The organism is Nonomuraea sp. NPDC049684, assembly GCF_044465345.1.
Lineage (GTDB): Bacteria > Actinomycetota > Actinomycetes > Streptosporangiales > Streptosporangiaceae > Nonomuraea.
Window position 1 is genome coordinate 124,642 of the sequence record NZ_JBITLO010000014.1, and the last position, 26,352, is coordinate 150,993.

General features: G+C 72.9%; 22 protein-coding genes. 16 read left to right on the plus strand and 6 right to left on the minus strand.

Translation table 11 applies throughout. From position 1 onward, the window contains the following. Positions 1 to 116: 116 nt before the first annotated feature. Together ACIBST_RS35970 and ACIBST_RS35975 are read right to left on the minus strand one after the other, a co-directional pair. Positions 117 to 2,207 carry a SpoIIE family protein phosphatase gene (locus ACIBST_RS35970; RefSeq protein ID WP_397178040.1) on the minus strand — a complete coding sequence of 697 codons (2,091 nt, stop codon included), beginning with the start codon at positions 2,205 to 2,207 and terminating at the stop codon, positions 117 to 119. 206 nt (positions 2,208 to 2,413) lie between these two features. Continuing rightward, positions 2,414 to 2,983: an HhH-GPD-type base excision DNA repair protein gene (locus ACIBST_RS35975; protein ID WP_397178041.1), complete on the minus strand. Its 570-nt coding sequence runs from the start codon at positions 2,981 to 2,983 to the stop codon at positions 2,414 to 2,416. Positions 2,984 to 3,124: 141 nt separating this feature from the next. Here ACIBST_RS35975 and ACIBST_RS35980 point away from each other — a divergent pair, with 141 nt between their 5' ends. The 6 genes from ACIBST_RS35980 to ACIBST_RS36005 all read left to right on the plus strand — a co-directional run bounded on the left by ACIBST_RS35980 (position 3,125) and on the right by ACIBST_RS36005 (position 7,979). After that, positions 3,125 to 3,349: a hypothetical protein gene (locus ACIBST_RS35980; protein WP_352357735.1), complete on the plus strand. Its 225-nt coding sequence runs from the start codon at positions 3,125 to 3,127 to the stop codon at positions 3,347 to 3,349. Between the two features lie 141 nt (positions 3,350 to 3,490). Next, the gene (locus tag ACIBST_RS35985) at positions 3,491 to 4,981 is read left to right on the plus strand and encodes a hypothetical protein (RefSeq protein ID WP_397178184.1); all 1,491 of its coding nucleotides are present in this window, start codon (positions 3,491 to 3,493) and stop codon (positions 4,979 to 4,981) included. Positions 4,982 to 4,991: 10 nt separating this feature from the next. Further along, positions 4,992 to 5,762: a thioesterase family protein gene (locus tag ACIBST_RS35990; RefSeq protein WP_397178042.1), complete on the plus strand. Its 771-nt coding sequence runs from the start codon at positions 4,992 to 4,994 to the stop codon at positions 5,760 to 5,762. A gap of 20 nt (positions 5,763 to 5,782) precedes the next feature. After that, entirely contained in the window at positions 5,783 to 6,538 is a 756-nt protein-coding gene (locus tag ACIBST_RS35995) for a LamB/YcsF family protein (RefSeq protein WP_397178043.1), read from the plus strand. Further along, entirely contained in the window at positions 6,535 to 7,149 is a 615-nt protein-coding gene (locus ACIBST_RS36000) for an allophanate hydrolase subunit 1 (RefSeq protein ID WP_397178044.1), read from the plus strand. Before ACIBST_RS35995 ends, ACIBST_RS36000 begins: the two co-directional genes overlap by 4 nt. Beyond that, positions 7,146 to 7,979, plus strand: coding sequence for a biotin-dependent carboxyltransferase family protein (locus ACIBST_RS36005; protein WP_397178045.1), 834 nt, complete (start codon positions 7,146 to 7,148; stop codon positions 7,977 to 7,979). Before ACIBST_RS36000 ends, ACIBST_RS36005 begins: the two co-directional genes overlap by 4 nt. A gap of 7 nt (positions 7,980 to 7,986) precedes the next feature. Here the strand turns inward: ACIBST_RS36005 and ACIBST_RS36010 are convergent, their stop codons facing one another. Then, positions 7,987 to 8,802 carry a PhzF family phenazine biosynthesis protein gene (locus ACIBST_RS36010; RefSeq protein ID WP_397178046.1) on the minus strand — a complete coding sequence of 272 codons (816 nt, stop codon included), beginning with the start codon at positions 8,800 to 8,802 and terminating at the stop codon, positions 7,987 to 7,989. Between the two features lie 59 nt (positions 8,803 to 8,861). Between ACIBST_RS36010 and sthA the strand changes: the two genes are divergently transcribed. Beyond that, the gene (gene sthA / locus ACIBST_RS36015; RefSeq protein WP_397178047.1) at positions 8,862 to 10,265 is read left to right on the plus strand and encodes a Si-specific NAD(P)(+) transhydrogenase; all 1,404 of its coding nucleotides are present in this window, start codon (positions 8,862 to 8,864) and stop codon (positions 10,263 to 10,265) included. A 62-nt stretch (positions 10,266 to 10,327) separates the two neighbouring features. Then, the gene (locus ACIBST_RS36020; RefSeq protein WP_397178048.1) at positions 10,328 to 11,242 is read left to right on the plus strand and encodes a DMT family transporter; all 915 of its coding nucleotides are present in this window, start codon (positions 10,328 to 10,330) and stop codon (positions 11,240 to 11,242) included. Here the strand turns inward: ACIBST_RS36020 and ACIBST_RS36025 are convergent. After that, positions 11,228 to 11,956, minus strand: a complete 729-nt coding sequence (locus ACIBST_RS36025) for a DoxX family protein (protein WP_397178049.1) — start codon at positions 11,954 to 11,956, stop codon at positions 11,228 to 11,230. The genes ACIBST_RS36020 and ACIBST_RS36025 overlap by 15 nt on opposite strands. 35 nt (positions 11,957 to 11,991) lie before the next feature. Continuing rightward, on the minus strand, positions 11,992 to 13,521 hold the full coding sequence (locus ACIBST_RS36030; protein WP_397178050.1) for an MFS transporter: 1,530 nt from the start codon (positions 13,519 to 13,521) through the stop codon (positions 11,992 to 11,994). A 246-nt stretch (positions 13,522 to 13,767) separates the two neighbouring features. Between ACIBST_RS36030 and ACIBST_RS36035 the strand changes: the two genes are divergently transcribed. The 7 genes from ACIBST_RS36035 (at position 13,768) to ACIBST_RS36065 (ending at position 24,539) form a co-directional block, all read left to right on the plus strand. Further along, positions 13,768 to 15,507, plus strand: a complete 1,740-nt coding sequence (locus ACIBST_RS36035; RefSeq protein ID WP_397178051.1) for a tetratricopeptide repeat protein — start codon at positions 13,768 to 13,770, stop codon at positions 15,505 to 15,507. 15 nt (positions 15,508 to 15,522) lie between these two features. Next, positions 15,523 to 16,419 (plus strand): haloalkane dehalogenase, encoded by an 897-nt coding sequence (locus ACIBST_RS36040; protein ID WP_397178052.1) that lies wholly within the window; start codon positions 15,523 to 15,525, stop codon positions 16,417 to 16,419. A gap of 64 nt (positions 16,420 to 16,483) precedes the next feature. Further along, complete coding sequence (locus ACIBST_RS36045) at positions 16,484 to 18,832, plus strand: AAA family ATPase (RefSeq protein WP_397178053.1); 2,349 nt, start codon at positions 16,484 to 16,486, stop codon at positions 18,830 to 18,832. An 83-nt stretch (positions 18,833 to 18,915) separates the two neighbouring features. Next, positions 18,916 to 19,899: an ABC transporter permease gene (locus tag ACIBST_RS36050; RefSeq protein ID WP_397178054.1), complete on the plus strand. Its 984-nt coding sequence runs from the start codon at positions 18,916 to 18,918 to the stop codon at positions 19,897 to 19,899. Continuing rightward, positions 19,899 to 20,798, plus strand: a complete 900-nt coding sequence (locus tag ACIBST_RS36055; protein WP_397178055.1) for an ABC transporter permease — start codon at positions 19,899 to 19,901, stop codon at positions 20,796 to 20,798. The genes ACIBST_RS36050 and ACIBST_RS36055 overlap by 1 nt, the downstream gene beginning before the upstream one ends. Continuing rightward, positions 20,795 to 22,825 carry a dipeptide ABC transporter ATP-binding protein gene (locus ACIBST_RS36060; RefSeq protein WP_397178056.1) on the plus strand — a complete coding sequence of 677 codons (2,031 nt, stop codon included), beginning with the start codon at positions 20,795 to 20,797 and terminating at the stop codon, positions 22,823 to 22,825. The genes ACIBST_RS36055 and ACIBST_RS36060 overlap by 4 nt, the downstream gene beginning before the upstream one ends. A 19-nt stretch (positions 22,826 to 22,844) precedes the next feature. Further along, a complete protein-coding gene (locus ACIBST_RS36065) occupies positions 22,845 to 24,539 on the plus strand; it encodes an ABC transporter family substrate-binding protein (RefSeq protein WP_397178057.1) in 1,695 nt (564 codons plus the stop codon). Between the two features lie 7 nt (positions 24,540 to 24,546). Here the strand turns inward: ACIBST_RS36065 and ACIBST_RS36070 are convergent, their stop codons facing one another. After that, on the minus strand, positions 24,547 to 25,179 hold the full coding sequence (locus ACIBST_RS36070; RefSeq protein WP_397178058.1) for a LysE family translocator: 633 nt from the start codon (positions 25,177 to 25,179) through the stop codon (positions 24,547 to 24,549). A gap of 71 nt (positions 25,180 to 25,250) precedes the next feature. On the opposite strand from ACIBST_RS36070, the gene ACIBST_RS36075 reads away from it, so the two are divergent. After that, positions 25,251 to 26,348, plus strand: coding sequence for a winged helix DNA-binding domain-containing protein (locus ACIBST_RS36075; protein WP_397178059.1), 1,098 nt, complete (start codon positions 25,251 to 25,253; stop codon positions 26,346 to 26,348). Positions 26,349 to 26,352: the final 4 nt, after the last annotated feature.

The following is a 26,352-nucleotide window of genomic DNA, read 5'->3' on the forward strand; positions in this document are numbered from 1 at the left end:
CCGCACTCCATACGGCCACCTCCCGGCGGTTGTCCTCCACCCTAGGCCGACCAAGACAGTAGTGCGTACGTAAGCGGGGCACTGATACCCGAAAGCAACCGTTATGACTGTTTCATTCAGTCACTCTTCGTGGCCGGCGGGACGTGAATTGCGAGCGCGGTAACGTCATCATCCTGTTCATATCCAGACAACATCCGGTCAACCAGGAAGTCCAGCAACATGTGCGGACTGCTGACCACCTCAGGCGGCGCTTCGGTCACAACACTGCAAATCTCTGCGAGACCGGCGTCAAGTCCTCGCTTCCTGTTCTCCACGAGACCGTCTGAGTAGAGCACCGCGGTGTGTCCCGGCGGCACCACGAACCGGAACTGCCGGCGGCTGGTCGGCCAGCCCAGCGGCGTGCCGGGCTCGGCGTCGCACAGGATCGCCGTGCCCTGGGGCGAGACCAGTACGGGCGGCGGGTGGCCGGCCATGGCCAGCGTGCCCTCGCCGGTGACCGGCTCGACGACCATGTAGGCCAGCGTGGTGACCTGCTCCTCCTCTTCCGTGGCCTCGAAGACCCGGTCGAGGCCCGTGAGCACGGCGGCGGGCGGCGGGTTGGTGAGCGCGAGCGCCCGCATGGCGTTGCGGATGCGGCCCATGCCCGCCGCGGCCTTGACGCCCTTGCCCATGACGTCGCCGACGACCGCCGCGACACGCCCGTCCTGCAGGACGAACGCGTCGTACCAGTCGCCGCCGACCTGGACGTGGCGGCTGCCGGAACGGAAGCGCTGGGCCAGCACCAGGCCCTTGACCACGGGCAGGCGGTCGGGCAGCAGGCTGCGCTGCAGCGTCTCGGCCGTGCGGTGCTCGCGCTCGAAGAGCGTGGCCCGCTCGACGGCCAGGGCGCACTGCCCGGCCAGCGCCTCCAGGAAGACGCCGTCCTCCTGGGAGATCTTCTGCGGACGGGTGAACGAGAAGCGCAGCGCGCCGAGCGCCCGGCCGGCGGCCAGCAACGGCAGACCGACCCAGGCGCGCTCGTCGCCCTGGCTGATGAACCCGGCGAGGGCCTCCTCGTCGTCGCCGGCCTCCAGCAGCTGGGCCTTCAGCGACTCGGGCGACTCGGCGAAGACCGGACGGCGGCTGTTGACGGCCATCGTCATCACGTTGGAGTGGGACAGCGGGATCTCGTCGCCCGAGCCCTGGACCTCGGGGATGCCCTCGCCGTTGACCAGCTTGAGCGCGGCGCGGTCGGTGTCGAGCAGCGCCACGGCCGAGCGGTCGGCGGCCAGCGCGGTGCGGCCGACGTCGATGATGACCTGGACGACCTGCTCGACCGTCAGGGCCTCGGCGAGCTGGGCCGTGGCGCCCTGGAGCCGCGCGGTGCGCAGGGCGGCGGCGCCGAGCTGGTCGGTCAGCCTGCCGCGCATCTCCTCGGCCTCGCGCTGCGGGGTGACGTCGGTGTTGGCGCCGACCCACTCCACGACCCTGCCGTGCCTGATGATCGGCACCGCGCGCACCTCGAAGTGGCGGTAGCCGCTGGCCCGGGTGCGGACCCGGTAGTTCCACTCGAACATCGTGCGGCCGCGCAGCGCCTCCCGCCAGGCCTCCTCGGTCTGCTGGCGCTCCTCGGGGTGGACGACCTCCAGCCAGCCGTTGGCGAGGTACTCCTCCAGCCCCTGGCCGGTGATCGCGCGCCACTGGGGCGCGTCCTCGACGACGGCGCCCGTGGGCGAGGTGATCCAGACGAGCTGGGACTGCGCCTCGACCAGCGAGCGGTAACGCTCCTCGCTGCGGCGCAGGGCCTCCTCGGTCTGCCGGCTCTCGGTCACGTCGAGGCCGACCAGCGCGATGGCGCGCAGCTCGCCCGCCTCGTCGTGGACCGGCGAGAACGACAGCGACCAGTGGCGGGTGTCGCCCTCGGCGGACCGCACCCGCACGCGGCCCTCGGTGACCGGCGCGTCGCTCTCGATGACGGCCTGGACGGCGTGGGTGATGATCTGGCTCAGGTCGGCCGTCAGCACCTCGACCGGCGAGCGGCCCACCAGGCGCTCGGCGGGCACGCTGACGACGTCGCTGAACACGTCGTTGACCCGCTGGACGCGGCCATCGCCGTCGAAGAACGCGAAGGCGAACTCGGCCTCCGACAGCATGCCCTTGAACAGGGCGGAGTCTGAGATGTCCACATCCGACTCCCGGGGACGGGGAACGGAGGTCTCGGCGCTCATGGTCGGCACCTCCGTCGCGTGCCAGGGTCTCCCACGCGGCACATCTCCATAACTGTGTATCGGCGTAGCGCAGCTCCGGGCGACCGGATTCTGCAGTACATCATCGGCGATGGGCATGCGCCGACGGAAGCCCCCGCCGCCGCCCGGTCGCCATAAGGGTCAACGCATCCTGTCAAAGTCGCTCCACATTGCGCAGCAAGATCAGGTTACTCGCCCTTGGCCGCGCGCTTGGCCTCCTGCTTGGCGGCGCGCACCCGGCCCAGGCTGTCGGTGTCGACCACGTCGGCGACCGAACGGTATGACCCCTCCTCGCCGTAGAGTCCGGCTGCCTCACGCCAGCCTGACGGCTGGACCCCCAGCTGCTTGCCCAGCAATGCCAAAAAGATCTGGGCCTTCTGCTTGCCGTATCCCGGAAGGGCCTGCAGTCGTTTCAACAAATCTTTCCCGTCGGCCGCGTCGCTCCAGATGAGCTCGGGCCGCCCGTCGTAGTGTTCGACGAGGTAGGCCGCGAGCTGCTGGACGCGGGCGGCCATCGACTTGGGGTAACGGTGCACGGCCGGCTTCTGCGCCAGGAGCTCGGCGAACGCCTCGGGGTCGCAGGCGGCGATCTCCTCGGCGGTCAGGTCGTGCCCCAGGCGCTCGGAGATGGTGTACGGCCCAGTGAACGCCCATTCCATGGGAATCTGCTGGTCGAGCAGCATGCCGACGAGCAGGGCGAGCGGGCTGCGGCCGAGGAGCTCGTCTGCCTCGTCCCGCTGGGCGAGCTGGATGCGCATGGAAACAGCTTTGCACGAGAAGCGAACACAGGCGCCTCAGAGCCTTGACACAAGGCCGAGAAAAGATGAAATGGGAGCGCAAGTCACCCTGCATACGTTCCTGGGGGTTTGCTCCCGGGTCTCCAGAGGAATCTCACATCTATGCTCGCTCTGGCCACACGCTTCCTCAGGGAGCCGGTCAGTCTCCGGCTGGCCGAAGAGTTCCTGACCGTACCCGTGGACACGATCGACCGGTGCGTGGCCGACGTGTGCGCGTGCGCCGAGCATCTCGGCGTCCCGGCCACGCCGGAGGTCGTGGAGCGCATCGCGCGCGAGCACCTGCTCGCCATCGTGAACTCCGCCCCGCCGCCCCGAAGTCCCCGCTGATCGCGGCTCCACCGATAACATCGGGGTCACCAGGCCGAGTTCTCTTCACCGTTTGCGCCTGGAATACGAGAGAGTGAGGGCGTGCGCCGACACCGACGAGATCCCCGGGAGAGCAGCCCGCCCGACGACGTGTTCCAGGAGATGGTGCAGGCGGCCCGCGAGCTGCTCGCGGTGCGCAGCCCTCTCGACGCGGAACTGATGGTCTCGGACATGATCGGGGCCTGGTGGGGCAGGCGGGTCAGGGGCGGTGACGTGGAGCAGGTCCTCGGGGAGGGCCTGGTCGACTACGCGGCCAAGGCCGGCACCCCGGCCTCCCTGACGCTGCTGGTGTGCCTGGCCTACCTGGGCACCGCCCGCCAGGGCGCCAAGGCCGAGGGCGCGGCGCTGGCGATGATGGAGTCGGGCGTGGCCAGGCCGGGCTGGGCCGACAAGGTCGGCGCGGTCAAGCCCACCGGCTGCTACGTCTCCCGCGACGCCTACGGCGACCAGGACACGGTGATCTGCACGTTCGCCTACCGCTGGAACGAGGCATCGGCGCCGAGCGACCGGCACGCGCTGGTCGTGGTCGTCGACCACAACATGAGCGGCATGGCCCGCGACGCGTGGGTGTCCTCGCACGTCGACAAGCTGCTGGAGCAGGCCAGGGCCGAGGCGGCGGGCAACCCGATGCTGCTGTTCGAGGAGATCCAGCCCGAGCAGGCCAGGGCGCTGCTGGAGTCGGCCATGAAGGCCACCAGGGAGCCCAAGACGCCGCCGCCGGTGAGCGAGAGCTACAGCGCCTACCACGCCTTCGCCCGCGCCCGGCTCAAGGCGCTGCCGCCGGGCCGCAAACGTCCGGCGCCGCTGCACATCGAGGCGCCCTACAGCCGGGAGCGGCGGGCCATGCTGGCCGCCGAGTTCCTGGCCTCCGACGCCGCCGAGCACCTGTCCGACCCGTCGGCGGCCTCGCGCTGCGCCGACCACATCATCGACTACGGCTGCGAGCGCGACTTCAACCGGCCGCTGCGGGTCAGCCCGACCAAGTGCGAGACGTTCCTGCTCGACTGGCTGCCGCGCAAGGTGATGCTGAGCGTGGCCGAGCAGGAGGCGATGCCGCACGTGCTGTCGGCGTGGGTGCGCTTCGCCGCGCGCCGCACCGGCCTGCCCGAGCAGGGGCTCAAGGCCACGCTCGACGCGGTGTGGGAGGCCACCGGCAAGTTCCCCGAGGCCTACCGCGACCCGACGTCGTTCGGGCTCGACCGGCCGCTGCTGGAGCGGCTGCTGCCCGACGGCGACCTGTCGGCGCTGGCCAGGCGGGTGTTCGCGTTCCCCTACCTGCAGGGCGTGCACAACGGCATCGACCTCGACCGGCTCAACCCGGCCGACGAGGCCGACCGGCGCACCTTACTGGAGATCGACCACGGCGGCGTGATCGACCAGGAGCACCTGGCCTGGCACGAGGAGATCGCGACCCGGCTGTGGGACGGCGACCCGCCCCAGCTGTGGGAGGCCGCCCAGCGCCTGCTCGACCTCGGCCACGACCGCCACGACGTGCTCCATGTGCTGATCGAGATCGCCGAGCGCATCGGCGGCGACCCCGACGAGCTGGCCGCGGCCCTCGACGACATCGCCGACATCCCCGACGAGATCTAGGGTCCGTCCCATGTCGATGTACCGCCGGCTGGCCATGGGCCGCTACCTCGCCTCCGAGCACACCCAGGGGCCCTGGGACCCGGGCTCCCAGCACATGGGCCCGGTGACGGCCCTGATCGTCCACGAGCTCGACCGCACCGCGCCCCTGCCCGGCCTGGCGCTGTCCAGGCTGGCGGTCGACGTGTTCGCCCCGGTGCCCGTGGCCGAACTGGAGGTCGTCACCGACGTCGTCCGCGACGGCAAGCGGGTGCAGTGCCTGTCGGCGGCCGTGCTGTCCGGCGGGCGCGAGTACGCCAGGGCCACCGCGTGGCGCATCCGCGAGGCCGACACGCCCGCCACGCCGGCCGCCGGGCCGCCCGCGCCCGTGCCGCCGCCCTCCCCCGCGCACGCGGCCTCCTACCTGGTGTCGGGCTTCGGCTACGGCAGGGCGTTCGACTGGCGCTTCGCCCGCGGCGGCCCGATGCTGCCCGGCCCGGCCACGGTGTGGGGCAGGCTGGCCGTGCCGCTGGTGGAGGGCGAGGAGATCACCCCGTTCGAACGGCTGGCCGCCTTCGCCGACAGCGGCAACGGCGTGAGCCCGGCCGTCGACTTCGCCACCCACGTGTTCGTCAACGTCGACCTGACGATCTCGCTGTTCCGCACGCCGGTGGGCGAATGGACCTGCATGGACGCGGCCACCGCCATCGGCCCCGCCGGCCGCGGCCTGACCCGCACCACCCTGTACGACGAGCGCGGCGAAGTCGGTGCGGCGACTCAGACGTTGTTCGTCGCGCCGAGGTGACGCTGCGCCATGATGGTGGGATGGTGATCGACCTCAACGCCGACCTCGGTGAGGGTTTCGGCATCTGGCGGCTCGGCGACGACCTCGCGCTGCTCGACATCGTCACCAGCGCCAACGTCGCCTGCGGCTTCCACGCGGGCGACCCGGTGACGATCAGGCGCACGTGCGCCGCGGCCGTCGACCGCGGCGTGTCGATCGGCGCCCAGGTGTCCTACCGCGACCTGGCCCACTTCGGCCGCAGGGAGATGGAGGTGGAGCCCGAGGAGCTGTGCGCCGAGGTGCTCTACCAGCTCGCGGCCGTCGACGGCATCGCCAGGGCGATGGGCGGCCGGGTCTCCTACGTCAAGCCGCACGGCGCCCTGTACAACCGGGTCTGCCGCGACGAGGTGCAGGCGGCGGCGGTGATCGACGCCGTCGCCGACTACGACCCGACGCTGCCGGTGCTCACGCTGCCGGTCTCGGCGGTGCACGAGGTGGCCGCGGCGGCGGGCGTCCCGACGGTGAGCGAGGCGTTCGCCGACCGGGCGTACACGGCGGCGGGGGCGCTGGTGCCGCGGCGCGAGGCGGGCGCGGTCATCCACGACGTCGCGGCGGTGACCGCGCGGGCCCGCAGGATGGCCCTGGAGGGCTCTGTGACGGCCGTCGACGGCAGTCCGGTGCCGGTCTCCGCCCGGTCGCTGTGCGTCCACGGAGACACCCCTGACGCCGTCGGGCTGGCCCGTGCCGTGCGCAACGACCTGCTGGCGGCCGGAGTGGTCCTGCAGGCGTTCGCGTGATCCGTGCGGCGGGGGAGCACGCGCTGCTCGTCGAGACCGGGTCGCTGGCGGCCTCACACCGGCTCGACGCTGCGCTGCGGGCCGAGCGGCCCGAGGGGGTCGTGGAGGTCGTGCCGGGGCCGGAGACCGTGCTGGTGGTGGCGCCGGGCGCCGACCGGGAGCGGTTGCGGGCCAGGCTGGCGGCCCTGACGGAATCGGCCCCCGGGGCGGCGGCTGCGGAAGCTCCGGCCGGGCCCGCGGTGACGATTCCCGTCGTCTATGACGGGGCCGATCTCGATTCCGTCGCGGCGCTGGCCGGGATCTCGGCCGAGGAGGTGGTCGCCCGGCACACCGGGCGCGAGCTGGTGGTCGGGTGGCTGGGGTTCGCCCCGGGGTTCGCCTATCTGACCGGGCTCGACCCGGTGCTGGAACTGCCCCGGCTGGACACGCCCCGCACGTCGGTGCCGGCCGGCTCGGTGGCGGTCGCGGGGCCGTACTCGGCGGTCTACCCGACCGCCTCCCCCGGCGGGTGGCGGCTGCTGGGGCGCACGGCGACGCGGGTGTGGGACGTGACGGCCGAACCGCCGTCGCTGTTCCGGCCGGGGATGCGCGTGCGGTTCGAGCGCGCATGATCGAGGTGATCGCGCCCGGCCCTTACGCCAGCGTCCAGGACCTGGGGCGGCCCGGCCTGGCCCATCTGGGCGTCCCGTGCTCGGGGGCGGCCGACGCGCCGAGCCTGCGGCTGGCCAACCGGCTGGTGGGCAACCGCGAGGACGCGGCGGGCATCGAGGTGACGTTCGGGCTGGCGCGGCTGCGCTTCCACGTGGGCGCGTGGGCGGCGCTGACCGGCGCGCCGGCGGAGGCGCGGATGGGGGCGCCGTTCTGGGTGCCGCCGGGGGGCGAGCTGCGGCTGGGGGCGCCGGAGTGGGGGCTGCGCACGTACGTGGCGGTGCGCGGCGGCATCGCGGTCGAGCCGGTGCTGGGCAGCCGGTCCACCGACTCGCTGTCGGGGCTCGGCCCCGAGCCGTTGCGGGCCGGGACGCTGCTGCCGGTGGGCGGGTCCGCCGCCGGGGAGATCTCGGTGGACCTGGCGCCGCCGCCGGGGCCCGCGCCCGCCGTGCTGCGGGTGCTCGCCGGGCCGCGGGACGACTGGTTCGTCCCCGGGGCGCTGGAGGCGCTGTGCGGGGGGCCGTACGCGGTGAGCCAGGACAGCAACCGCGTCGGGGTGCGCCTGCACGGGCCCGAGCTGAGGCGGGCCAGGAAGGGCGAGCTGCCGAGCGAGGGCATGGTCACCGGGGCGGTGCAGGTGCCGCCGAGCGGGCAGCCGATCGTGTTCCTCGCCGACCACCCGCCCACGGGCGGCTACCCGGTGATCGCGGTGGTGCGGCAGGCCGATCTGCCGGTCGCGGCGCAACTGCGGCCCGGCGACGAGGTGCGCTTCACAACGCGACCTGGCCGCTGACGCGGCTTCACAACGCGACCTGGCCGCTGACGCAGGTGACGACCGATCCGCCGACCCACACGTCCCGCTCGTCGGCGGTGATGCGCACGCGCCCCGCCCGGCCCAGCACGGTCCCCTGCCCCGCCGTGTACGGCGCCTTCGCCCGCCCCGTGCGCAGCAGGAACTGCGCCAGGGACGCGTGCAGGCTGCCGGTCACCGGATCCTCGACGTCGGGGGCGAACACGCGCACCTCGTAGGCGTACGGCGAGCCCTCCGGGCAGGGCCCGGCCACGCCGACCATGTGCTCGATCGCGCCCGGCCGCAGCGCCAGCACCTCCTCGGCGGCGGCGAGCAGCACCACCACCCAGCCGGGCCCGTTGTCGGCCCATTCGACGGCCACCATGCGCTCGCGCCCGATGCGCAGGGTCTCGGCCAGCCGCTCGGCCAGCTCCTCCTCGACCGGCCCCGACCGCACCAGCTCGGGCGCGGCGAAGGCGAGCCCGTCGGCGGTCCTGCGCACCCGGATCAGCCCGGCGTCGCACTCCTGGACGATCTCCGCCGCGTCGCGCGGCCGGCCGCCGCCCTCCAGCCAGGCGTGGCAGGTGCCGAGCGTGGGGTGCCCGGCGAAGGGCAGCTCGCCGCCCCCGGTGAAGATCCGGACCCGGTAGTCGGCCCCGGGCACGGTCGGGGGCAGCACGAACGTCGTCTCGGACAGGTTCGTCCAGGCGGCGAAGCGCCGCATCTCCTCGGTGTCCAGCCCTTGGCCGTCGAGCACGACCGCGAGCGGGTTGCCGCGATAAGGGACGGAGGTGAACACGTCGACCTGACGGAATGCACGTTGCATACGCGCAGTCTCGCCGACGGGCCTTCCGCCGGTCACCCCGCGCGCTCACACTGGGCGATGTGGCGGACTACGACATGCTGGTGCTCGGCTCCGGTCCCGGCGGGCAGAAGGCCGCCATCGCGGCGGCGAAGCTGGGCCGGCGCGTCGCCGTCGTCGAGAAACGGAACATGATCGGCGGCGTCTGCATCAACACGGGCACGATCCCGTCCAAGACGCTGCGCGAGGCGGTCCTCTACCTCACCGGCCTCAACCAGCGCGAGCTGTACGGCGCCAGCTACCGCGTCAAGGACGAGATCACGGTCGCCGACCTCGGGATGCGCACCCAGCACGTGATCGGCCGCGAGATCCAGGTGATCCGCAGCCAGCTCGGCCGCAACCACGTCACGCTCCTGCCCGGCACCGGACGCTTCCTCGACCCGCACACCATCGGGATCAGCGGCGACGAGGAGCGCAAGGTCACCGCCGACCGGATCGTGATCGCCACCGGCACCTCCCCCGCCCGCCCGGACAGCGTGCAGTTCGACGAGCGCACGGTCATCGACTCCGACGCCATCCTGCACCTGGACCGGGTGCCCGAGACCATGGTCGTGGTCGGCGCCGGGGTCATCGGCATCGAGTACGCCTCCATGTTCGCCGCCCTCGGCACCAAGGTGACGGTGGTCGAACGGCGCGAGCGCATGCTGGAGTTCTGCGACCTGGAGATCGTCGAGGCGCTCAAGTACCACCTGCGCGACCTGGCGGTGACCTTCCGCTTCGGCGAGCACGTCGCCGCCGTCGAACGCCGTGCGCGCGGCGCGCTGACCCTGCTGGAGAGCGGCAAGCGCATCCCGGCCGACTGCGTCATGTACTCGGCCGGACGCCAGGGCAGGACGGCCGAGCTGAACCTGGAGGCCGCCGGGCTGGCCGCCGACGACCGCGGCCGGATCCGGGTGGACGAGCACTACGCCACCGCCGTGCCGCACATCTACGCCGTCGGCGACGTGATCGGCTTCCCGGCGCTGGCCGCCACCTCGATGGAGCAGGGCCGGGTGGCCGCCCAGCACGCCTGCGGCGAACCCGTGGCCGAGCTGCGGGAGCTGCCGCCCATCGGCATCTACACGATCCCCGAGATCAGCTTCGTCGGGAAGTCGGAGGACGAGCTGACCCGCGACCGGATCCCGTTCGAGGTGGGCATCTCGCGCTACCGGGAGCTGGCCAGGGGACAGATCATCGGCGACTCGTACGGGATGCTCAAGCTGCTGGTCTCCTCCGAGGACCGGCGGCTGCTCGGCGTGCACGTGTTCGGCACGGGGGCCACCGAGCTGGTGCACATCGGCCAGACCGTGATGGGCTGCGGCGGGACCGTCGACTACCTGGTCAACGCGGTGTTCAACTACCCGACGCTGGCGGAGTCGTACAAGGTGGCGGCGCTGGACGCGATGAACAAGATGCGGGTGGTGGCCCGGCTCACCGCAGACATGTGACTTCTCCCAATTGTCGGTTCTGACCGCTACGCTCCTCGATGGTTCATCTACAGGAGGCGTACGTGCGCAGCGAGGCCACGGGGAGGTGGCTGCCCGCGTTCCTGCTGCTGGCCGCCATCTGGGGCAACAGTTTCTTCTTCATCAAGATCGCCGTGGGCGCGCTGCACCCGTTGCAGGTGTCGTTCGGCCGCATGGCGGTCGGCGCGGCCACCCTGCTGGTCGCGCTCGCGCTGACCAGGCGGCCGCTCCCCCGCGACCCGCGGCTGTGGGGGCACTTCCAGATCGCCTCCGTCGTGCTCACCACGCTGCCCTTCACCCTGTTCGCCTACGGCGAGCAGTACGTCTCCTCCGTCGTCGCCGCGATCTGGAACGCCACCACGCCGCTGTGCACCCTGGCCTTCACCCTGGTGCTGCGCGCCGAGCGGGCGACCGCCGCGCGGGCGGCCGGGCTCGGGCTCGGGTTCGCCGGCGTCATGGTGGTGCTCGGGGTGTGGCAGCCCATGGCGGGCGGGCAGCTCGGCGGCAGCCTGGCCTGCTTCGGGGCGGCGCTCTGCTACGGGATCGGCGGGGCGTACATGGGGCGCTTCATCACCGGGCGGCGGTCCGAGCCGCCGGTGGTGCTGGCCGCGGGGCAGCTCCTGACCGGCGCGGCCCAGCTCGCGGTGATCACGCTGGTGGCGGGCGTGCCGCTGGTGGACACCGCGGCGCCCGCCGAGGTCTGGTGGAGCCTGCTGGGCCTCGGCGGCCTCGGCACGGGCGTGGCCTACCTGCTGCTGTACCGGGTCCAGGCCCTGGCGGGCGTGACGACGACCTCGACGGTGACGTACCTGCTGCCGGTGTTCGCGGTGGCCTCCGGCGTGCTGCTGCTCGACGAGACGATCACCTGGAACCAGCCGGTGGGCGCGCTGGTCATCCTGGCGGCCATCGCGCTCACCCAGGGGGCGCTGCGCGTGCCCGCGCGCTCAGCCGTCCGCTGAGGGACGGCGTCCGCGGGGCGCGGGCTTCTTGCGGCCCGCCACCAGCGTGTCGCCGGGCACGGGGGCCGGCGCGGGCTCCTCGGCGGCCGGCGGGCCGGCGGGCCGCGTGCGGGGCCGGGGGTGCGGCATGGTGTCCGTCATGGGCGAGGGCGCGTCCCCGTCCTGCTGCCCGCTCTCCTCGGCCTGCTGACCGGTCTCCCCTGCCTGCGGGACGGCGTCCTCGGCGGGCTTCGACTGGCGGGCGGGCGCGTCGGCGTCGCGCAGCGAGGCGATGACCCGGTCGGCCTCGGCGTCGGCGGCGAACTCGTTGGCCGCCTCCGTCTCCCTCCTGCGGATCACCACCATGTGGTCGACCGACAGCCGTCCGGCGCCCACGACGGCGAGCAGGATGGCGGCGGCCCCGAGCAGGATCAGCTCGTTCATGCTGATGGGGTTGAGCGGTGGGGCCACCAGGAAGACGCCCAGCGCCTCGGCGAACAGGATCAGCCCGGTGACGGCGACCCCCAGCCCGGCGATCAGCAACGCGCCGCCGATCAGCTCGGTGAGCATGGTGACCGTGGCCCACGCGCCGGGCGCGGGCGCGCCCTGCTGGAGGAACTTCGCGCCGGTGGCGGTGAGCCCGTCCTCCAGCTTGGTCCAGCCGTTGGCGAAGAAGATGCCGCCCACGCCGACGCGGGCGACTAAGGCGGCGACATCACGCAGGGCCTGTTTCACGATGTTTGTCTGCCCTGTCCGGGGCCCGGCACACCTCAATCACGGCTGAGCAGCATGGCCACCGCTACGGCGGTCAGGCCGAGCAGGACGACGCTGACGACCACGGTCGTGTGCAGGGCGCCGACGAAGGCCCAGCGTGCGGCGTCGAGGAGCGCGTCGCCGGTGCTGCCGCCGATCTCGCGGGCGACGTGGGCGGCTCCGGCCAGCGACTGCCTGGCCTGGTCCATGCCGCCCGCCGACACGCCGGGCACGGCGGGCAGGGCGGGCGCGTAGGCGAGCGTGGTGATCGTGCCGAGCACGGCGACGCCGAGGCCCGCGCCCAGCTCGTACGCGGTCTCCTCGATGGCCGCGGCCCCGCCGGCGCGGGACTCGGGCACCGCGGACATGATCGTGTCGGAGGCGGCCAGCAGCGCCACCTGCACGCCGAACCCGATGCCCACGAAACAGACCGCCAGCATCACCGGATGGCCCTCGACGCCCCAGCCCAGCGTGGGCGTCAGGGCCAGCGCGACGAGCCCGAGCCCGCCGCTCATCGTGGCCCGCATGCCGATCCTGGGCAGGATGTGGGCCGCCGCGAGGCCGCCGGTGACGGCCGACAGCACCAGCGGCAGCATCCTGACCGCCGCGCGCACCGGGCTGTCGCCCAGCACGAGTTGCAGGTACTGGGCCAGCATGAGCTGGAGCCCGACCAGCGCGAACACGCCCAGCAGCACGCCGGCCACGCCGGTGGTGAACTCGCGCCGCCGGAACAGGGCCAGCTCCAGCAGCGGCGCCGGCAGCCGGGACTGGCGGCGGACGAACGCGACCAGCAGCCCCGCGCCGCCGAGGAAGACCAGCGCCGAGGCCCAGAACGGCAGCAGCGTCCCCGACCCGGCCTCCTTCAGCCCGAAGGCCAGGGCGAGCAGGCCGAGCACCGACAACACGGCGCTCGTCGCGTCCCAGGGGCGCTCCCTGCGCAGCGGCGACTCCGGCAGCATCCGGACGGCCAGGGGCAGCAGCACCAGCAGGATCGGCACGTTGATCAGGAAGACCGCGCCCCACCAGAGGCCGACCAGCACGCCGCCGATCAGCGGCCCCACCGCCGCCCCGGCCGCGGCGACCGCGCTCCAGACGCCGAGCGCGACCGCCCGCTCGCGCCGGTCGGTGAACACCTGGCGGATCAGCGAGAGCGTGGCCGGCATGATCATGGCGCCGCCGACGCCGAGCAGCGCCCTGGCCAGGATCAGGGTCAGCGGCGTGGGCGCGAACGCCGCTCCCGCCGAGGCCAGGCCGAACAGCACGAACCCGCCCAGGACCAGCCGCTTGCGGCCGTAGCGGTCGCCGAGCGTGCCGAACACGATGAGCAGCGGCGCGACGACGAGCGAGTAGCTGTCGATGATCCACAGCAGCTCGACGGAGGACGGTTCGAGCGCGGCCGTGAGCGCGGGCACCGCGATGTGCAGGACGGTGGCGTCGACCGTGATCAGGAGCAGGCTCAGGCAGAGCAGCACGAGGACGGCCCAGCGGTTGTCCCGTCGCGGGCGATCGGCACGCCGTACGAGGGGTGCGGCCTGGGTGACGGTCATGGGCCTCCTTGCAGGCCGATCCGGTCACCAGGGCCTGCACGTGCAGAACGGTCGAAAGCGGGGGAACTCGCGGGGGGCGGTCTCGCGCCCTCTGCTGCCGCGGCTCTCCACTCCGGCTTGCGTGGCAGCTTAGGCCATGCCAGGCGCTCGGCATAGCGGTATGGGCCGATCCGCGACGGCCCCCACCTCTCTAGTGAGATACAGCCATATGTCCGGATCTACCCAACCTCCATCCGTCACCCGATCATGGGAGCCGTGGGGAACGCTGGAAGTGCCGGTAAAGATGATATTTCCGATAAGTCCTCACGCGAGTGGTGCACCGAGGCCCTGACCAGGCTGAACGCGGGCCGTCCCGAGTCGGCGCTGGAAGCCGCGCGCCGGGCGGCCGACCTCGACCCCGGCGACGAATGGGCCTGCCGCCTCATCAGCCTGGCCCACGAACGCCAGGGCCGCGACGCCGACGCCCTCCCCCCGGCCGAACGCGCGGTGGACCTCGCGCCCGGCTCCTGGTCCGCCCGCCTGCGCCTGGCCGCGATCTCCCGCCGGATCCCCGGCCGCTGGCCCGCGGCGGTCGCCGACGCCGTGCTGGCCGCCCGGTTCGCCCCCGAGGAGGCCGACCCCGAGGTCCTGCTCGGCGACCTGGCGCTGCTGCGCGGCGACCATCCGCGGGCCGGGCGGGCCTACCGCGCCGCGCTCGCCACGGCTCCGGCCCATCCGCAGGCCCGCGTGAACCTGGCGCTGTGCCTGCTGCGCTGGGACCGTCCGCGCCCGCACCACGACCCCGCCTGGCCGGTCGACCCGCGCCAGACGGGACGGGCCAGGCGGGCGCTGGAGGTGTGGGCGCGCCAGGCCCGGCTGCTGCTCGCCGTGGCCACGATCGCCGTCACGGCGGCCGCGCTGGCCCTCGACGCCGCGGGGTGGGCCCGGTGGTGCGGGTTCGCCGCGCTGGCCGCGCTGGTGCCGCTGACCGTCCGGCAGGCGCGGCGGGTGGGGGTCTGGGCGTACGTGCCGGCCATGGCCGGGCGCGATCCCTGGCTGGGCGCGGCCGTGGTGTCGGCGGGGTTGTCGGTGCCGGCGTTCGCGGGGTGGCTGCTGCTGGGCGCGGTGCCGGCGGCGCCGTCCTGGCGGGATCCGGTCTGGGCGGGGCTGGCCGGGATCGTGGTGCTGATGTGGCCGGCGCTGACGGTCGTCCGGGTGCTGGCCGAGTCGTGGCGGGGGCGGCCGATGCCCGCGCTGGCCGAGCTGGCGCGCGTCCCGGGCGAGCGCACGGCGGCCAGGAACGCCGGCGTGACGTTGTGGATCGTGCTCATCAGGACCTGGTCGGTGCTGGTGCCGCTGGTCGGCGGGGCGCTGGCGGTCGAGCCGCGGGCCGCGGTGGCCGCGGTGGCGGTGCCGTTCCCGATGCTGCGGGCCTGGCTGCGGGCCCGCCGCGGGGGCGACGGCTGGCTGCTGGCCGCCGGGGTCCTCGTGGCGCTCGCCGCCCTCGGCTGCGCGGCCGGCGGCGCGCTGGGGTCGGCCTGGGCCTGGCGGGCGGGGATGGGCGCGCTCGGCGCGGCGATGGCGGTGTTCGCGGCCCGCGCCCTGCGCGCGTGGTGGCGCGGCGCGCCGGGGCCCTGGCGGGCCTCGCTCGTCATGTGCGACCTGCCCATGGGCGGCGCGCCCTCGGTGACCCTGACCCCGGAGGCGCGCCAGGCGTTCTCCTACGCCAGGAGCCTCGTCCTGTCCTACGGCGACCCCGCGGGCCCCCGGGTCGTGGGCGCGGCCGGGTCCGTCACCTCCGCCGGCGAGCTGCGGCTGATCGCCGGGCCCGAGGCGTGGGAGGGCGTGGCGGCCGACCCGCGCGTGGCGGTGTTCGCGGCCGACCCGTTGCAGCGGCGGTTCTGGGTGGAGGTGCGCGGCATCGCCCTGGCCGGTCCCGACGTGCTGCGCGTCACCCCCAAGCAGGTGCTCGTCGGCGAGTTCCCCGGCAGGCACCAGCGACGGTGAATAGAGTTTTGTTCTATGCGGACCCTGCGCACCCCCGAAGAGCGTTTCGCGAACCTCCCCGACTTCCCCTACGAGCCCCGCCACGCCGACCTGCCGGACGGCCCGCGCATGGCCTACGTCGAGGCCGGCCCGGCGGACGGCGAGCCGGTCGTCCTGCTGCACGGCGAGCCGAGCTGGTCCTTCCTCTACCGCCACGTCATGCGCGAGCTGGCCGCGGCCGGGCTGCGCGCGATCGCCCCCGACCTGATCGGCTTCGGCCGCTCGGACAAGCCCGTGGACCCCGCCGACCACACCTACGCCAGGCACGTCGAGTGGACCCGCGCGCTGCTGTTCGACGCGCTGGCCCTGGACCGCGTCACCGTCGTCGGCCAGGACTGGGGCGGCCTGATCGGGCTGCGGATCGCCGCCGAGCACCCCGAGCGCGTGGCCAGGATCGTGGCCGCCAACACGGGGTTGCCCTCGGGTGACATTCCCATGCCCGACGTCTGGCACCGCTTCAGGGACACCGTGGCCACCGCCCCCACGCTGGACATCGCCCGGCTGGTCCAGGCGGGCTGCCGGACGCGTCTCAGCGACGAGGTGCGGGCGGCCTACGACGCGCCGTTCCCGGACGAGTCGTACAAAGCGGGCCCGCGTGCCCTGCCCGGGCTCGTGCCGACCACGCCCGACGACCCCGCCGCGCCCGCCAACCGCGCTGCCTGGCAGATCCTCACCACGCTCGACCGCCCGTTCCTGGTGGCCTTCTCCGACGGCGACCCCATCACCGGCGGCATGGCGCCCATCATGCTCAAGGCCGTCGCGGGCACGGCCGGGCTGTCCCATCCGGTGATCGCCGGCGCCGGCCACTTCCTCCAGGAGGACGCCGGCGCCGAACTCGGACGTCGGATCGCCCTTTTCGTGACCTCCACCTAGCGTGTCAGGCCCGCCCAATCGTCGGTCGGGTGCGGTATAACCGGGGGCGGACCGGGGAGGCGTGATGCGTGAGTCCGACAGGGCCCAGGCCGCGGGGCGGGCCGCGGCGCGGGATCTGTTCGAGCAGGTGAGGCTGCGTTATTTCCAGATTCCCCCCGCCGTGCGCCGGGTGCTCTACGCCGTGCTGCTCATCGTCGTCATGGGCGTGGGCGCGGCGCTCGGCTGGGATCTGCTGAAGACGTTCCCCCTCGTCCTGCTGGCGCTCGCCTTCGTGGCGCTGACCATGCGCTTCCCGCGGGCCGCCGCGACCGCGCTGGTCGTGGCCGGCTGGGTCGTGCTGGCGCTGCCGCTGTTCTCCTGGCGCTTCCCCCCGGGCTCCATGGCGCTGCACGCGATGGTCGCCCTCGCCCTGCCCGTGGCCGCCGCCGCCCACCTCATCCGCTGGGTCACGCCGTGGGTGACCACGCTGGCCGCGCTTGTGCCGGCCGGGGTGCTGGCCTTCGGGCTCTCCTTCCTGTCGGCCGCCGTCGCGCTCTGGGGCGCCTGCCTGGCGGCCGTCGCCGTGCTGGTCCAGCGGTTCCTCCAGGCGCGCCGGGCCAAGGCCGAGCTGTCCGCCGAGGAGCAGCAGGTGCGCGTACGGGCCCGCGAGGGGCGGCCCGAGCCGCAGGCCGACAAGGCGGGCGCGCCGCCGCAGATCTCCGTCGAGGAGGCGCTGGCCGAGCTGGAGGGCATGATCGGGCTGGCGCCGGTCAAGGAGCAGGTCCGCTCGATCGCCGCCTCCATCGAGGCCACCCGGCTGCGGGCCGAGGCCGGCTACACCGCCGAACGTCCGACCAGGCACTTCGTCTTCGTCGGGCCGCCGGGCACCGGCAAGACCAGCGTCGCCCGCGCGCTGGCCAAGATCTTCTACGCGTTCGGCCTGCTGGAGACCCCCTACGTGGTCGAGGCGCAGCGGGCCGACCTGGTGGGCGAGTTCCTGGGCGCGACCGCGATCAAGACCAACGAGCTGGTCGACCGGGCGCTCGGCGGCGTGCTGTTCGTCGACGAGGCCTACAGCCTGATCAACTCCTCCGACGGCCAGCCCGACAGGTTCGGCGCCGAGGCCGTCCAGACCCTGCTCAAACGGGCCGAGGACGACCGCGAGCGCCTGATCATCATCCTGGCCGGCTACGAGCAGGAGATGGCCTCCTTCCTGTCCAGCAATCCGGGCCTGGCCAGCAGGTTCGCCACCCGGGTGCGCTTCCCCAGCTACTCCGCCCCCGAGCTGGCCGAGATCACCGAGGTGCTCCAGCGGCGCAGGGGCGACACGATGGCCCCCGACGCCGGGCGCGCCCTGCTCAGCCTCTACGAAGACGTCCAGCGGCGCGGGCTGGTCGACGAGCTGGGCAACGCCCGCTTCGTGCGCAGCCTGGTCGAGGCCGCCGCGCAGGCCAGAGACGTGCGCGTGGTGGGCGCCGGCGGCACCCCGACCACCCACGACCTGGTGACCACCACCACGCCCGACGTGACCAAGGCGTTCGAGGAGCTGACCGCCCGCTTCCGCGGCTACGTGGCCACGCCCACGCTGGAGGAGGCGCTGGCCGACCTCGACGCGATGGCCGGTCTTGAGCCGGTCAAGCGGCAGGTGCACGCCATCGCCGCCCAGCTCCAGGTGGCCCGCATGCGGCAGGAGCGCGGGCTGCCCACGCCGCCGCAGATGCGGCACTTCGTCTTCGCCGGGCCGCCCGGCACCGGCAAGACCACCGTCGCGCGGGTGCTCGGCCGCGTCTTCGCCGCGCTCGGCCTGCTGGCCAGGCCCGACGTCGTCGAGGCCCATCGGGCCGACCTGGTCGGCCAGCACCTCGGCGCCACCGCGATCAAGACCAACGAGCTGGTCGACCGGGCGCTCGGCGGCGTGCTGTTCATCGACGAGGCCTACAGCCTGGTCAACCCCGGCTACGCGGGCGGCGACGCCTTCGGCTCCGAGGCCGTCCAGACCCTGCTCAAACGGGCCGAGGACGACCGCGACCGGCTGGTCATCGTGCTGGCCGGCTACCCGCGCGAGATGGACTCCTTCCTGGCCACCAACCCGGGCCTGGCCAGCCGGTTCAACCAGCGCGTGGCCTTCCCCAGCTACGCGCCGCGCGAGCTGTCGCAGATCGCGGTGCTGCTGGCCGGCAAGGCCGGCGACACCTTCGACGAGCAGGCCCTGCGCGACCTCGACGAGGTGTTCGCCTGGGTGTGCGAGGAGCGGCTGATCGACGGCCTGGGCAACGGCCGCTTCGCCCGCTCGCTGTTCGAACGGGCCGCCATGCGCCGCGACGTGCGCCTGGCCGCCCACGCGTCGGGCGGCGGGTCGGCCAGCGCCGCCGACCTCACGACGATCACCAGCGACGACGTGCGCACCGCCGTGGACGAACTTTCCGGACGTTAACCCCTCTTTGGCATTTCCCCGCGCCACGATGCTGCTGCCTGTAGCAGTATGACTACCTATCGTGCGCATCCGGGAGGGGGACGATGGCGGGGTTCCTGGCCCGCAGGCTGCTCAACTACGTGGTGCTGGTCGGCGTGGCCGCGAGCCTGGCGTACCTGCTGGCGGCCGGGGCGCTCGACCCGCGTTCCAACTACGCCGACCGCACCCCGAAACCGCCGCCCGCCGTCGTCGACGCCCAGCTCACCGCGCTCAACCTCAACGACAAGACCCCGCTGCTCCAGCGCTACGCCACCTGGGCGTCCGGCGTGCTGCACGGCGACTTCGGCAGGACCGTCACCGGCTCGCCCGTGAACGAGGACCTCAGGCGGCGGATGGGGGTCACGTTCCGGCTGGTCATCCTGGGGCTGCTGTTCGGCAGCCTGCTGGGGGTGCTGGTGGGCGCGTACGCGGCGGTGCGGCAGTACGGCTGGTTCGACCGGCTCTCGACGGGCCTGTCGTTCGTCGTGCTCGCGGTGCCGGTCGTGGTGCTGGCCAACATGCTGATCCTGGCCGCCGCCTGGGCCAACGACAACCTCTTCGGCCGCCAGGTGCTGCTGGTCAGCGGCGAGTACAGCGCCGGCCTGGAGGCCGGGTTCTGGGGCTACGTGCTCGACCGGCTGCAACACCTGATCCTGCCGACGATCTCGCTGTCGGTCGGCCTGGTCGCGGTCTTCAGCCGCTACCAGCGCAACATGATGCTCGACGTGCTCGGCGCCGACTTCGTCCGCACGGCCAGGGCCAAGGGGCTGAGCAGGGGCCGGGCGCTGACCCGGCACGCGCTGCGCACCGCGCTGATCCCGGTGGCCACCTACTTCGCCTTCACGTTCGGCACCCTGCTGACCGGGGCCACCTTCACCGAGAAGATCTTCGGCTGGCACGGGCTGGGCGAGCAGCTGATCAACTCGATCTTCACCAACGACGTCAACACCGTGGCGGCGATCTCCTTCCTGGCCGCGGTGGCCGTGCTGTGCGCGGCGCTCGCCTCCGACCTGCTGCACGCCGCGCTCGACCCCAGGGTGCGGGCGTGATGACGCTCTCCGACGAGGAGCTGGCGGAGGAGCTGACCGCCGACCTGGGCCGGGCGCCGTCGCGGCTGCGGGTGGTGGCCGGGCGCTTCTTCCGCTCGCCGCAGGGGATCATCGGCTTCGCCGTGCTGACGCTGATGTTCCTGCTGGCGTTCGCGGGGCCGCTGTTCAGCCCGTGGTCCTACACCGACAAGGACTTCACTGCGTTCCTCCAGCCGCCCTCGCCGCGGCACTGGTTCGGAACGCTCCAGACCGGCGCCGACGTCTACGCGGTGACCCTGCGCGGCATGCAGAAGTCGCTGATCGTGGGCCTGCTGGCGGCGCTGGTGTCCACGGCGGTGGCGGCCGTGGTGGGCGCCTTCTCCGGCTACTTCCTGGGCTGGACCGACCGGACGCTGAGCTGGGTGACCGACCTGCTGCTCGTGCTGCCCGCGTTCCTCATCCTGGCGATCATGTCGCCGCTGTTCGGGGCCGGGCAGTGGGTGCTGTTCGTGGTCATGCTGGCGCTGTTCCTGTGGATGGTGACCTCGAAGATCGTCCGGGGGATGACGATCTCGCTGAAGGAGCGCGAGTACATCCAGGCCGCCCGGTTCATGGGGGTGCCGCCGGTGCGGATCATCTTCCGGCACGTGATCCCCAACCTGTCCTCGCTGCTCATCGTCGACGCCACGCTCAACGTCAGCGCGGCCATCCTGACCGAGACCTCGCTGTCGTACTTCGGGTTCGGCATCCAGCCGCCCGACGTCTCCTTCGGCACGCTGATCGCCGACGGCTCGCGCACGGCGGTCTACGCGCCCTGGACGTTCTGGTTCGTGGCCGGGCTGCTGGTGGTCACCGTGCTGGCGGTCAACCTCATCGGCGACGCGCTGCGCGACGCCTTCGACCCGGCGGCGCGGCGATGAGGCCGGCGGCGAACCCCGTCCTGGAGGTCAGCGACCTCCACGTGTCCTTCGGCGACGTCCGCGCGGTGCGCGGGGTCAGCTACTCGGTGTGCCCGGGTGAGGTGCTGGGCATCGTGGGCGAGTCCGGGTCGGGCAAGTCGGTCACCTCGGCCGCGGTCATGGGCCTGCTGCCGCCGAGCGCCCGGGTCACCGGGTCGGTGCGCCTGCACGGCAAGGAGCTGATCGGCGCCTCCGAGCGGGAGCTGACCCGCTTCCGCGGCAAGACGGTGTCGATGGTGTTCCAGGACCCGCTGTCGGCGCTCACGCCCGTCTACCGGGTCGGCGACCAGATCGCCGAGGCCGTCCGCATCCACCAGCGGGTGAGCAAGGAGAACGCCGCGGTCAAGGCCGTCGAGCTGCTGGAGCTGGTCGGCATCCCGTCGCCGAGCGAGCGCGCGCTCGCCTTCCCGCACGAGTTCTCCGGCGGCATGCGGCAGCGCGTGATGATCGCGATGGCCATCGCCAACGACCCCGACGTGATCATCTGCGACGAGCCCACCACCGCGCTCGACGTGACCATCCAGGCGCAGGTGCTGGAGGTGCTGAAGAAGGCCCAGCGCAAGACCGGCGCGGCGATCATCATGATCACGCACGATCTCGGCGTGGTGGCCGGCTTCGCCGACCGCGTCCTGGTCATGTACGCCGGGCGCCCGGTCGAGGTGGGCGACGTCGACGACATCTACTACCGGATGCGCATGCCGTACACGGCCGGGTTGCTGGCCTCGATCCCGCGGGTCGACCGCGGCGGCCGTCAGCCGCTGCTGCCGATCGCCGGGAACCCGCCCTCCCCCGCGGCGCTGCCGCCGGGCTGCCCGTTCGCGCCGCGCTGCCCGCTGAAGATCCACGAGTGCGACGCGGCCGAGCCGCCGCTGTTCGACGTGGCGACGGGCCACCGGGCGGCGTGCATCCGCTGGGAGATCGTCCGCCCCCAGGGCCCCGGGCGGCACGCGGCCGGCGAGCCCGTGGCCCCCGCGGTCCGCGCCGAGCAGCCGGTCCTGGAGGTCGACGGCCTGGTCAAGGACTTCCCGCTGCTCAAGGGGGCGCTGTTCAAGCGCCGGGTCGGCACGGTGCACGCGGTGGCGGGCGTCAGCTTCGACATCCGCCGGGGCGAGACGCTGGGCCTGGTCGGCGAGTCGGGCAGCGGCAAGACCACCACGCTCACCCAGATCCTGGAGCTGGTCCCGCCGCAGGAGGGGCGGGTGGTCGTGCTCGGCCGCGACACCGCCCGGCTGGGCGGCGCCGAGCGCACCGCGATCCGGCGCGACATGCAGGTCGTCTTCCAGGACCCGATGGCCTCGCTCGACCCGCGCATGACGGTCTACGACATCCTGGCCGAGCCGCTGCGCACCCACGGGGAACGCCGGCCGGGCCGGCGGGTGGGCGAGCTGCTGGCCCTGGTGGGCCTCGACCCGGCGCACGCCGCCCGCTACCCCCAGGACTTCTCCGGCGGCCAGCGCCAGCGCATCGGCATCGCCAGGGCGCTGGCGCTGGAGCCCCGGCTCCTGGTGCTGGACGAGCCGGTCTCGGCGCTCGACGTGTCGATCCAGGCCGGGATCATCAACCTGCTCGCCTCGCTGCGGTCCAGGCTCGGGCTGTCGTACCTGTTCGTCGCGCACGACCTGGCGGTGGTGCGGTACATCGCCGACCGGGTGGCGGTCATGTACCTGGGCAGGATCGCCGAGATCGGGCAGGTCGACGCGGTCTACGGGGCTCCGGCGCATCCGTACACGCAGGCTCTGCTGTCGGCGATCCCGCTGCCCGACCCGGCGCGCGAGCGCGTACGCGAGCGCATCCTGCTCGAAGGCGACCTGCCCAGCCCGGCCCACCCTCCGACCGGCTGCCGCTTCCGCACCCGCTGCCCGAAGTTCCGCTCGGTGCTCACCCACGACGAGCGCGCGCTGTGCGTGGACGTCGAGCCCGAGGTGCTGCCGGTGGGCGACGACCAGGGCGCGGCCTGCCATTACGCCGAGAGGCTCGACGTCGTCTAGATCAGGAGGAATGCGCTCGATGAAAGCTTCACGTCTTGTCGTGGCCGTCGCCGTGACCGGCTCGCTGTCGCTGGTGAGCTGTGGCGGCGGCGGCTCGGGGGGCGGCTCGGCGAGCGGCACGGAAGGCGCGCACAAGACCATCAAGGCCTTCGACATCAACCCGCAGCCGCGCGACAAGGTCAAGGACGGCGGCACGCTGCGCTGGGGCATCAACGAGTTCCCCACCCAGTGGAACAGGAACCACGTCGACGGCAACCTGGCGATGGCGGCCGTGATCAGCAACGCGTTGCTGCCCTCGCCGTTCGTCTCCGACGAGAAGGCCGAGATCACCGTCGACACCGACTACGTGCTCGACGCCAAGGTCACCGACCAGAGCCCGAAGCAGGTCGTCACCTACACGCTCAACCCCAAGGCCAAGTGGTCGGACGGGCAGCCGATCACCTGGGCCGACTACCAGGCCCAGTGGCAGGCGCTCAACGGCCGCAACCCCGAGTTCCACATCGTCTCGGCCACCGGCTACCAGGACATCGAGAAGGTCGAGCGGGGCAAGGACGACCATGAGGTGAAGGTCACCTTCGCCAAGCCGTTCGGCGACTGGCAGTCGCTGTTCGGGCCGCTGCTGCCGGCCGCCACGAACCGGACCCCGCAGGCCTTCAACACCGCGTGGCTGAACAAGATCCCGGTGACCGCCGGGCCGTTCAAGTTCAAGGGCTTCGACCAGACGGCCAAGACGATCACGATCGTCCGCGACGACGCCTGGTGGGGCAACCGGGCCAAGCTCGACCAGATCATCTACCGGGCCTCGGAGCAGGACTCGCTGATCGGCGCGTTCAGCAACGGGGAGCTCGACCTCATCGACGTCGGGCCGTCGGCGCCCGACTACGCGCGGGCCAGGGCCACGCAGGGCGCCCAGGTGCGCCAGGCCGCCGGGCCCGACTTCCGGCACTTCACCTTCAACGGGTCCAGCGAGCCGCTCAAGGACGTGAACGTGCGCCAGGCCATCCAGCTCGGCATCAACCGGCAGGCCATCGCGCAGTCCGACCTGCAGGGGCTCGACTGGCCGATCGCGCTGCTGAACAACCACTTCTTCATGAACACCCAGGAGGGTTACCTGGACAACGCCGGAAGTCTCGGCGTCTACAACCCCGAACGCGCCAAGCAGATGCTCGACGCGGCCGGCTGGAAGCTGAACGGGGCCGTCAGGCAGAAGAACGGGCAGCCGCTCGACCTGCGGTTCGTGGTGCCGTCCGGGGTGCAGCTCAGCAAGTCGGAGGGTGAGCTGGCCCAGAACATGCTGGCCCAGATCGGGGTGAAGCTCACCATCAAGGCGGTGCCCAGCGACGACTTCTTCACCAAGTACGTCATCCCCGGCAACTTCGACATCACGCCATTCGCCTACATCGGGACGCCTTACCCGATCTCGAGCAGCTACGGGATCTACGCGAACTCGGCGGACGGCAAGACCTGGAACGCCAACTTCGGCCGTACCGGCTCGCCGGAGATCGACCAGGCCATGGACAAGGCGGCCCAGAACCTCGACCCGGCCGCGGCCCGCACCCAGACGAACGAGGCCGACGGGCTGATCTGGAAGCTGGTCAACGTCCTGCCGCTCTACCAGCGTCCGCAGAACGTGGCGGCCAAGCAGACGCTGGCCAACGTCGGCGCGCGCGGCTTCTACGACCTGCGCTACGAGGACATCGGCTTCACCGGCTGACCGGCGCTCAACGCTCCACGGCGAGCTTCACGCCGAGCCCGACGAAGATGCCGCCCGTCGCCGTGTTCACCCGGCGGCGGGCGACGGCGCTGCGGCGCAGCCATCCGCCGATGCGCCCGGCCAGCACGCTCACCGCGCCGTCCACGACGAACTCGAAGGCGATCAGGACGGCGCCGAGCACGGCGAACTGCAGCCACATCCGTCCCAGCCCCGGATCGACGAACTGCGGGAGGAAGGCGACGGTGAAGGTGACCATCTTGGGGTTGAGCAGGTTCGTCAGCAGGCCGCTCAGGTAGGCGCGGCGGCCCGGCATCCCGGTGCCCGGCTCGGGCATGTCGCTCACCCCGCCCTTGCGGTCCCGCAACATCCGCACCCCCAGGTAGATCAGGTACGCGGCGCCGGCGATCCGTACGACGGCGAAGGCGACCGGCACGGCCGCGAAGAGCGCGGCCAGCCCCGCGGCGGCCACGGCGACGTGGATCGCCTCGCTGGTCGCCACCCCGGCCGTGGCCAGCAGCCCGGCCCGGGGGCCGCCCCGCATCCCGCAGCCCAGGACGAACAGCATGTCGGGCCCGGGTGTGATCATCGCCACGATGGTGGTGACGGCGAACAGCGCGAGGAGGTGGCCGTCGAGAGGCATGCTTGATCCTCCCATATCCCCATTTTTCGCCCGGTGTGCGGAATGTCGATGGGAAGCGGTAAAAGTGACGCATGACGATGGAGCTCACCTGGCCGCAGATCCTCGCCTGGCGGCTGCGCCGGCAGTTCGTGGCGGCGGCCGACGGGCCGGACGCCGTGTCGGTGACCCGCCGGCTGTGCGGGGTGCAGGCGCAGGTCGCCTCCTCGGCCCAGCTCGCGGTGGCGGTCAGGAGCGCCCGGCCCGACCCCGGTGAGATCGACCGGGCCCTGTGGAGCGATCGCGTTCTGGTCAAGACCTGGCTCATGCGCGGCACCCTGCACCTGGTGCCCGCCGACGAGCTGGCCGGCCTGTGCGCGGCGCTGAGCACGCTGCGCTTCTGGGAGAAGGGCTCCTGGCAGCGCGGGCACGGCGTGACGGCCGCGGAGATCGAGGCCGTCATCGAGGCCGTCCCCGAGGCGCTGAAGGGAGCGCCGCTGACCCGCGAGGAGCTGGTCGAGGCGATCGTGGCGCTGACCGGCGACGCCCATCTCCGCGAGGCGCTGACGTCCGGGTGGGGGGCGCTGCTCAAGCCGCTGAGCCGCCTGGGCGAGCTGTGCTACGGGCCGCCCCGCGAGGGCAAGGTGACCTTCACCGCGCCGCGGTCGGGGGTGCCGGGCTGGCCGGGCGTACTGCCCGACCAGGAGGAGGCGGGCGTGCGGGTGCTGCGGGCGTTCCTGGGGGCCCACGGGCCGGCCACGCCGGAGATGTTCGACACCTGGCTGTTCGGCGGCGTGGCCAGGAAGGCGGTGCTCAAGGCGTGGGTCAAGGGGCTGGCCCCGGAGCTGGTGGAGGTCAGGGCCGACGACGGCACGACCTTGTACGCCCTGGCCGAGCACGCCGACGACCTGGCCGCCACCCGGCCCTCGCAGGAGGTCCACCTGCTGCCGGGCTTCGACCAGTTCATCCTGGGGGCGCCGCGGACGCTCGCCCCGCTCGTCCCGCCGCCGCTCAAGCCCAAGGTCAGCCGCCAGGCGGGCTGGATCTCGCCCGTCGTGGTGCACGAGGGGCGGGTGGCCGGCGTCTGGGAGGCCAAGAACGGCGCCATCACCCTCGACCTGGCCGAGCCGGTGCCTCAGGACGCGCTCGACCGCGCCCTGAGCCGCATGCGGTCGCTGCTGGGCCCGGCCTGACGCC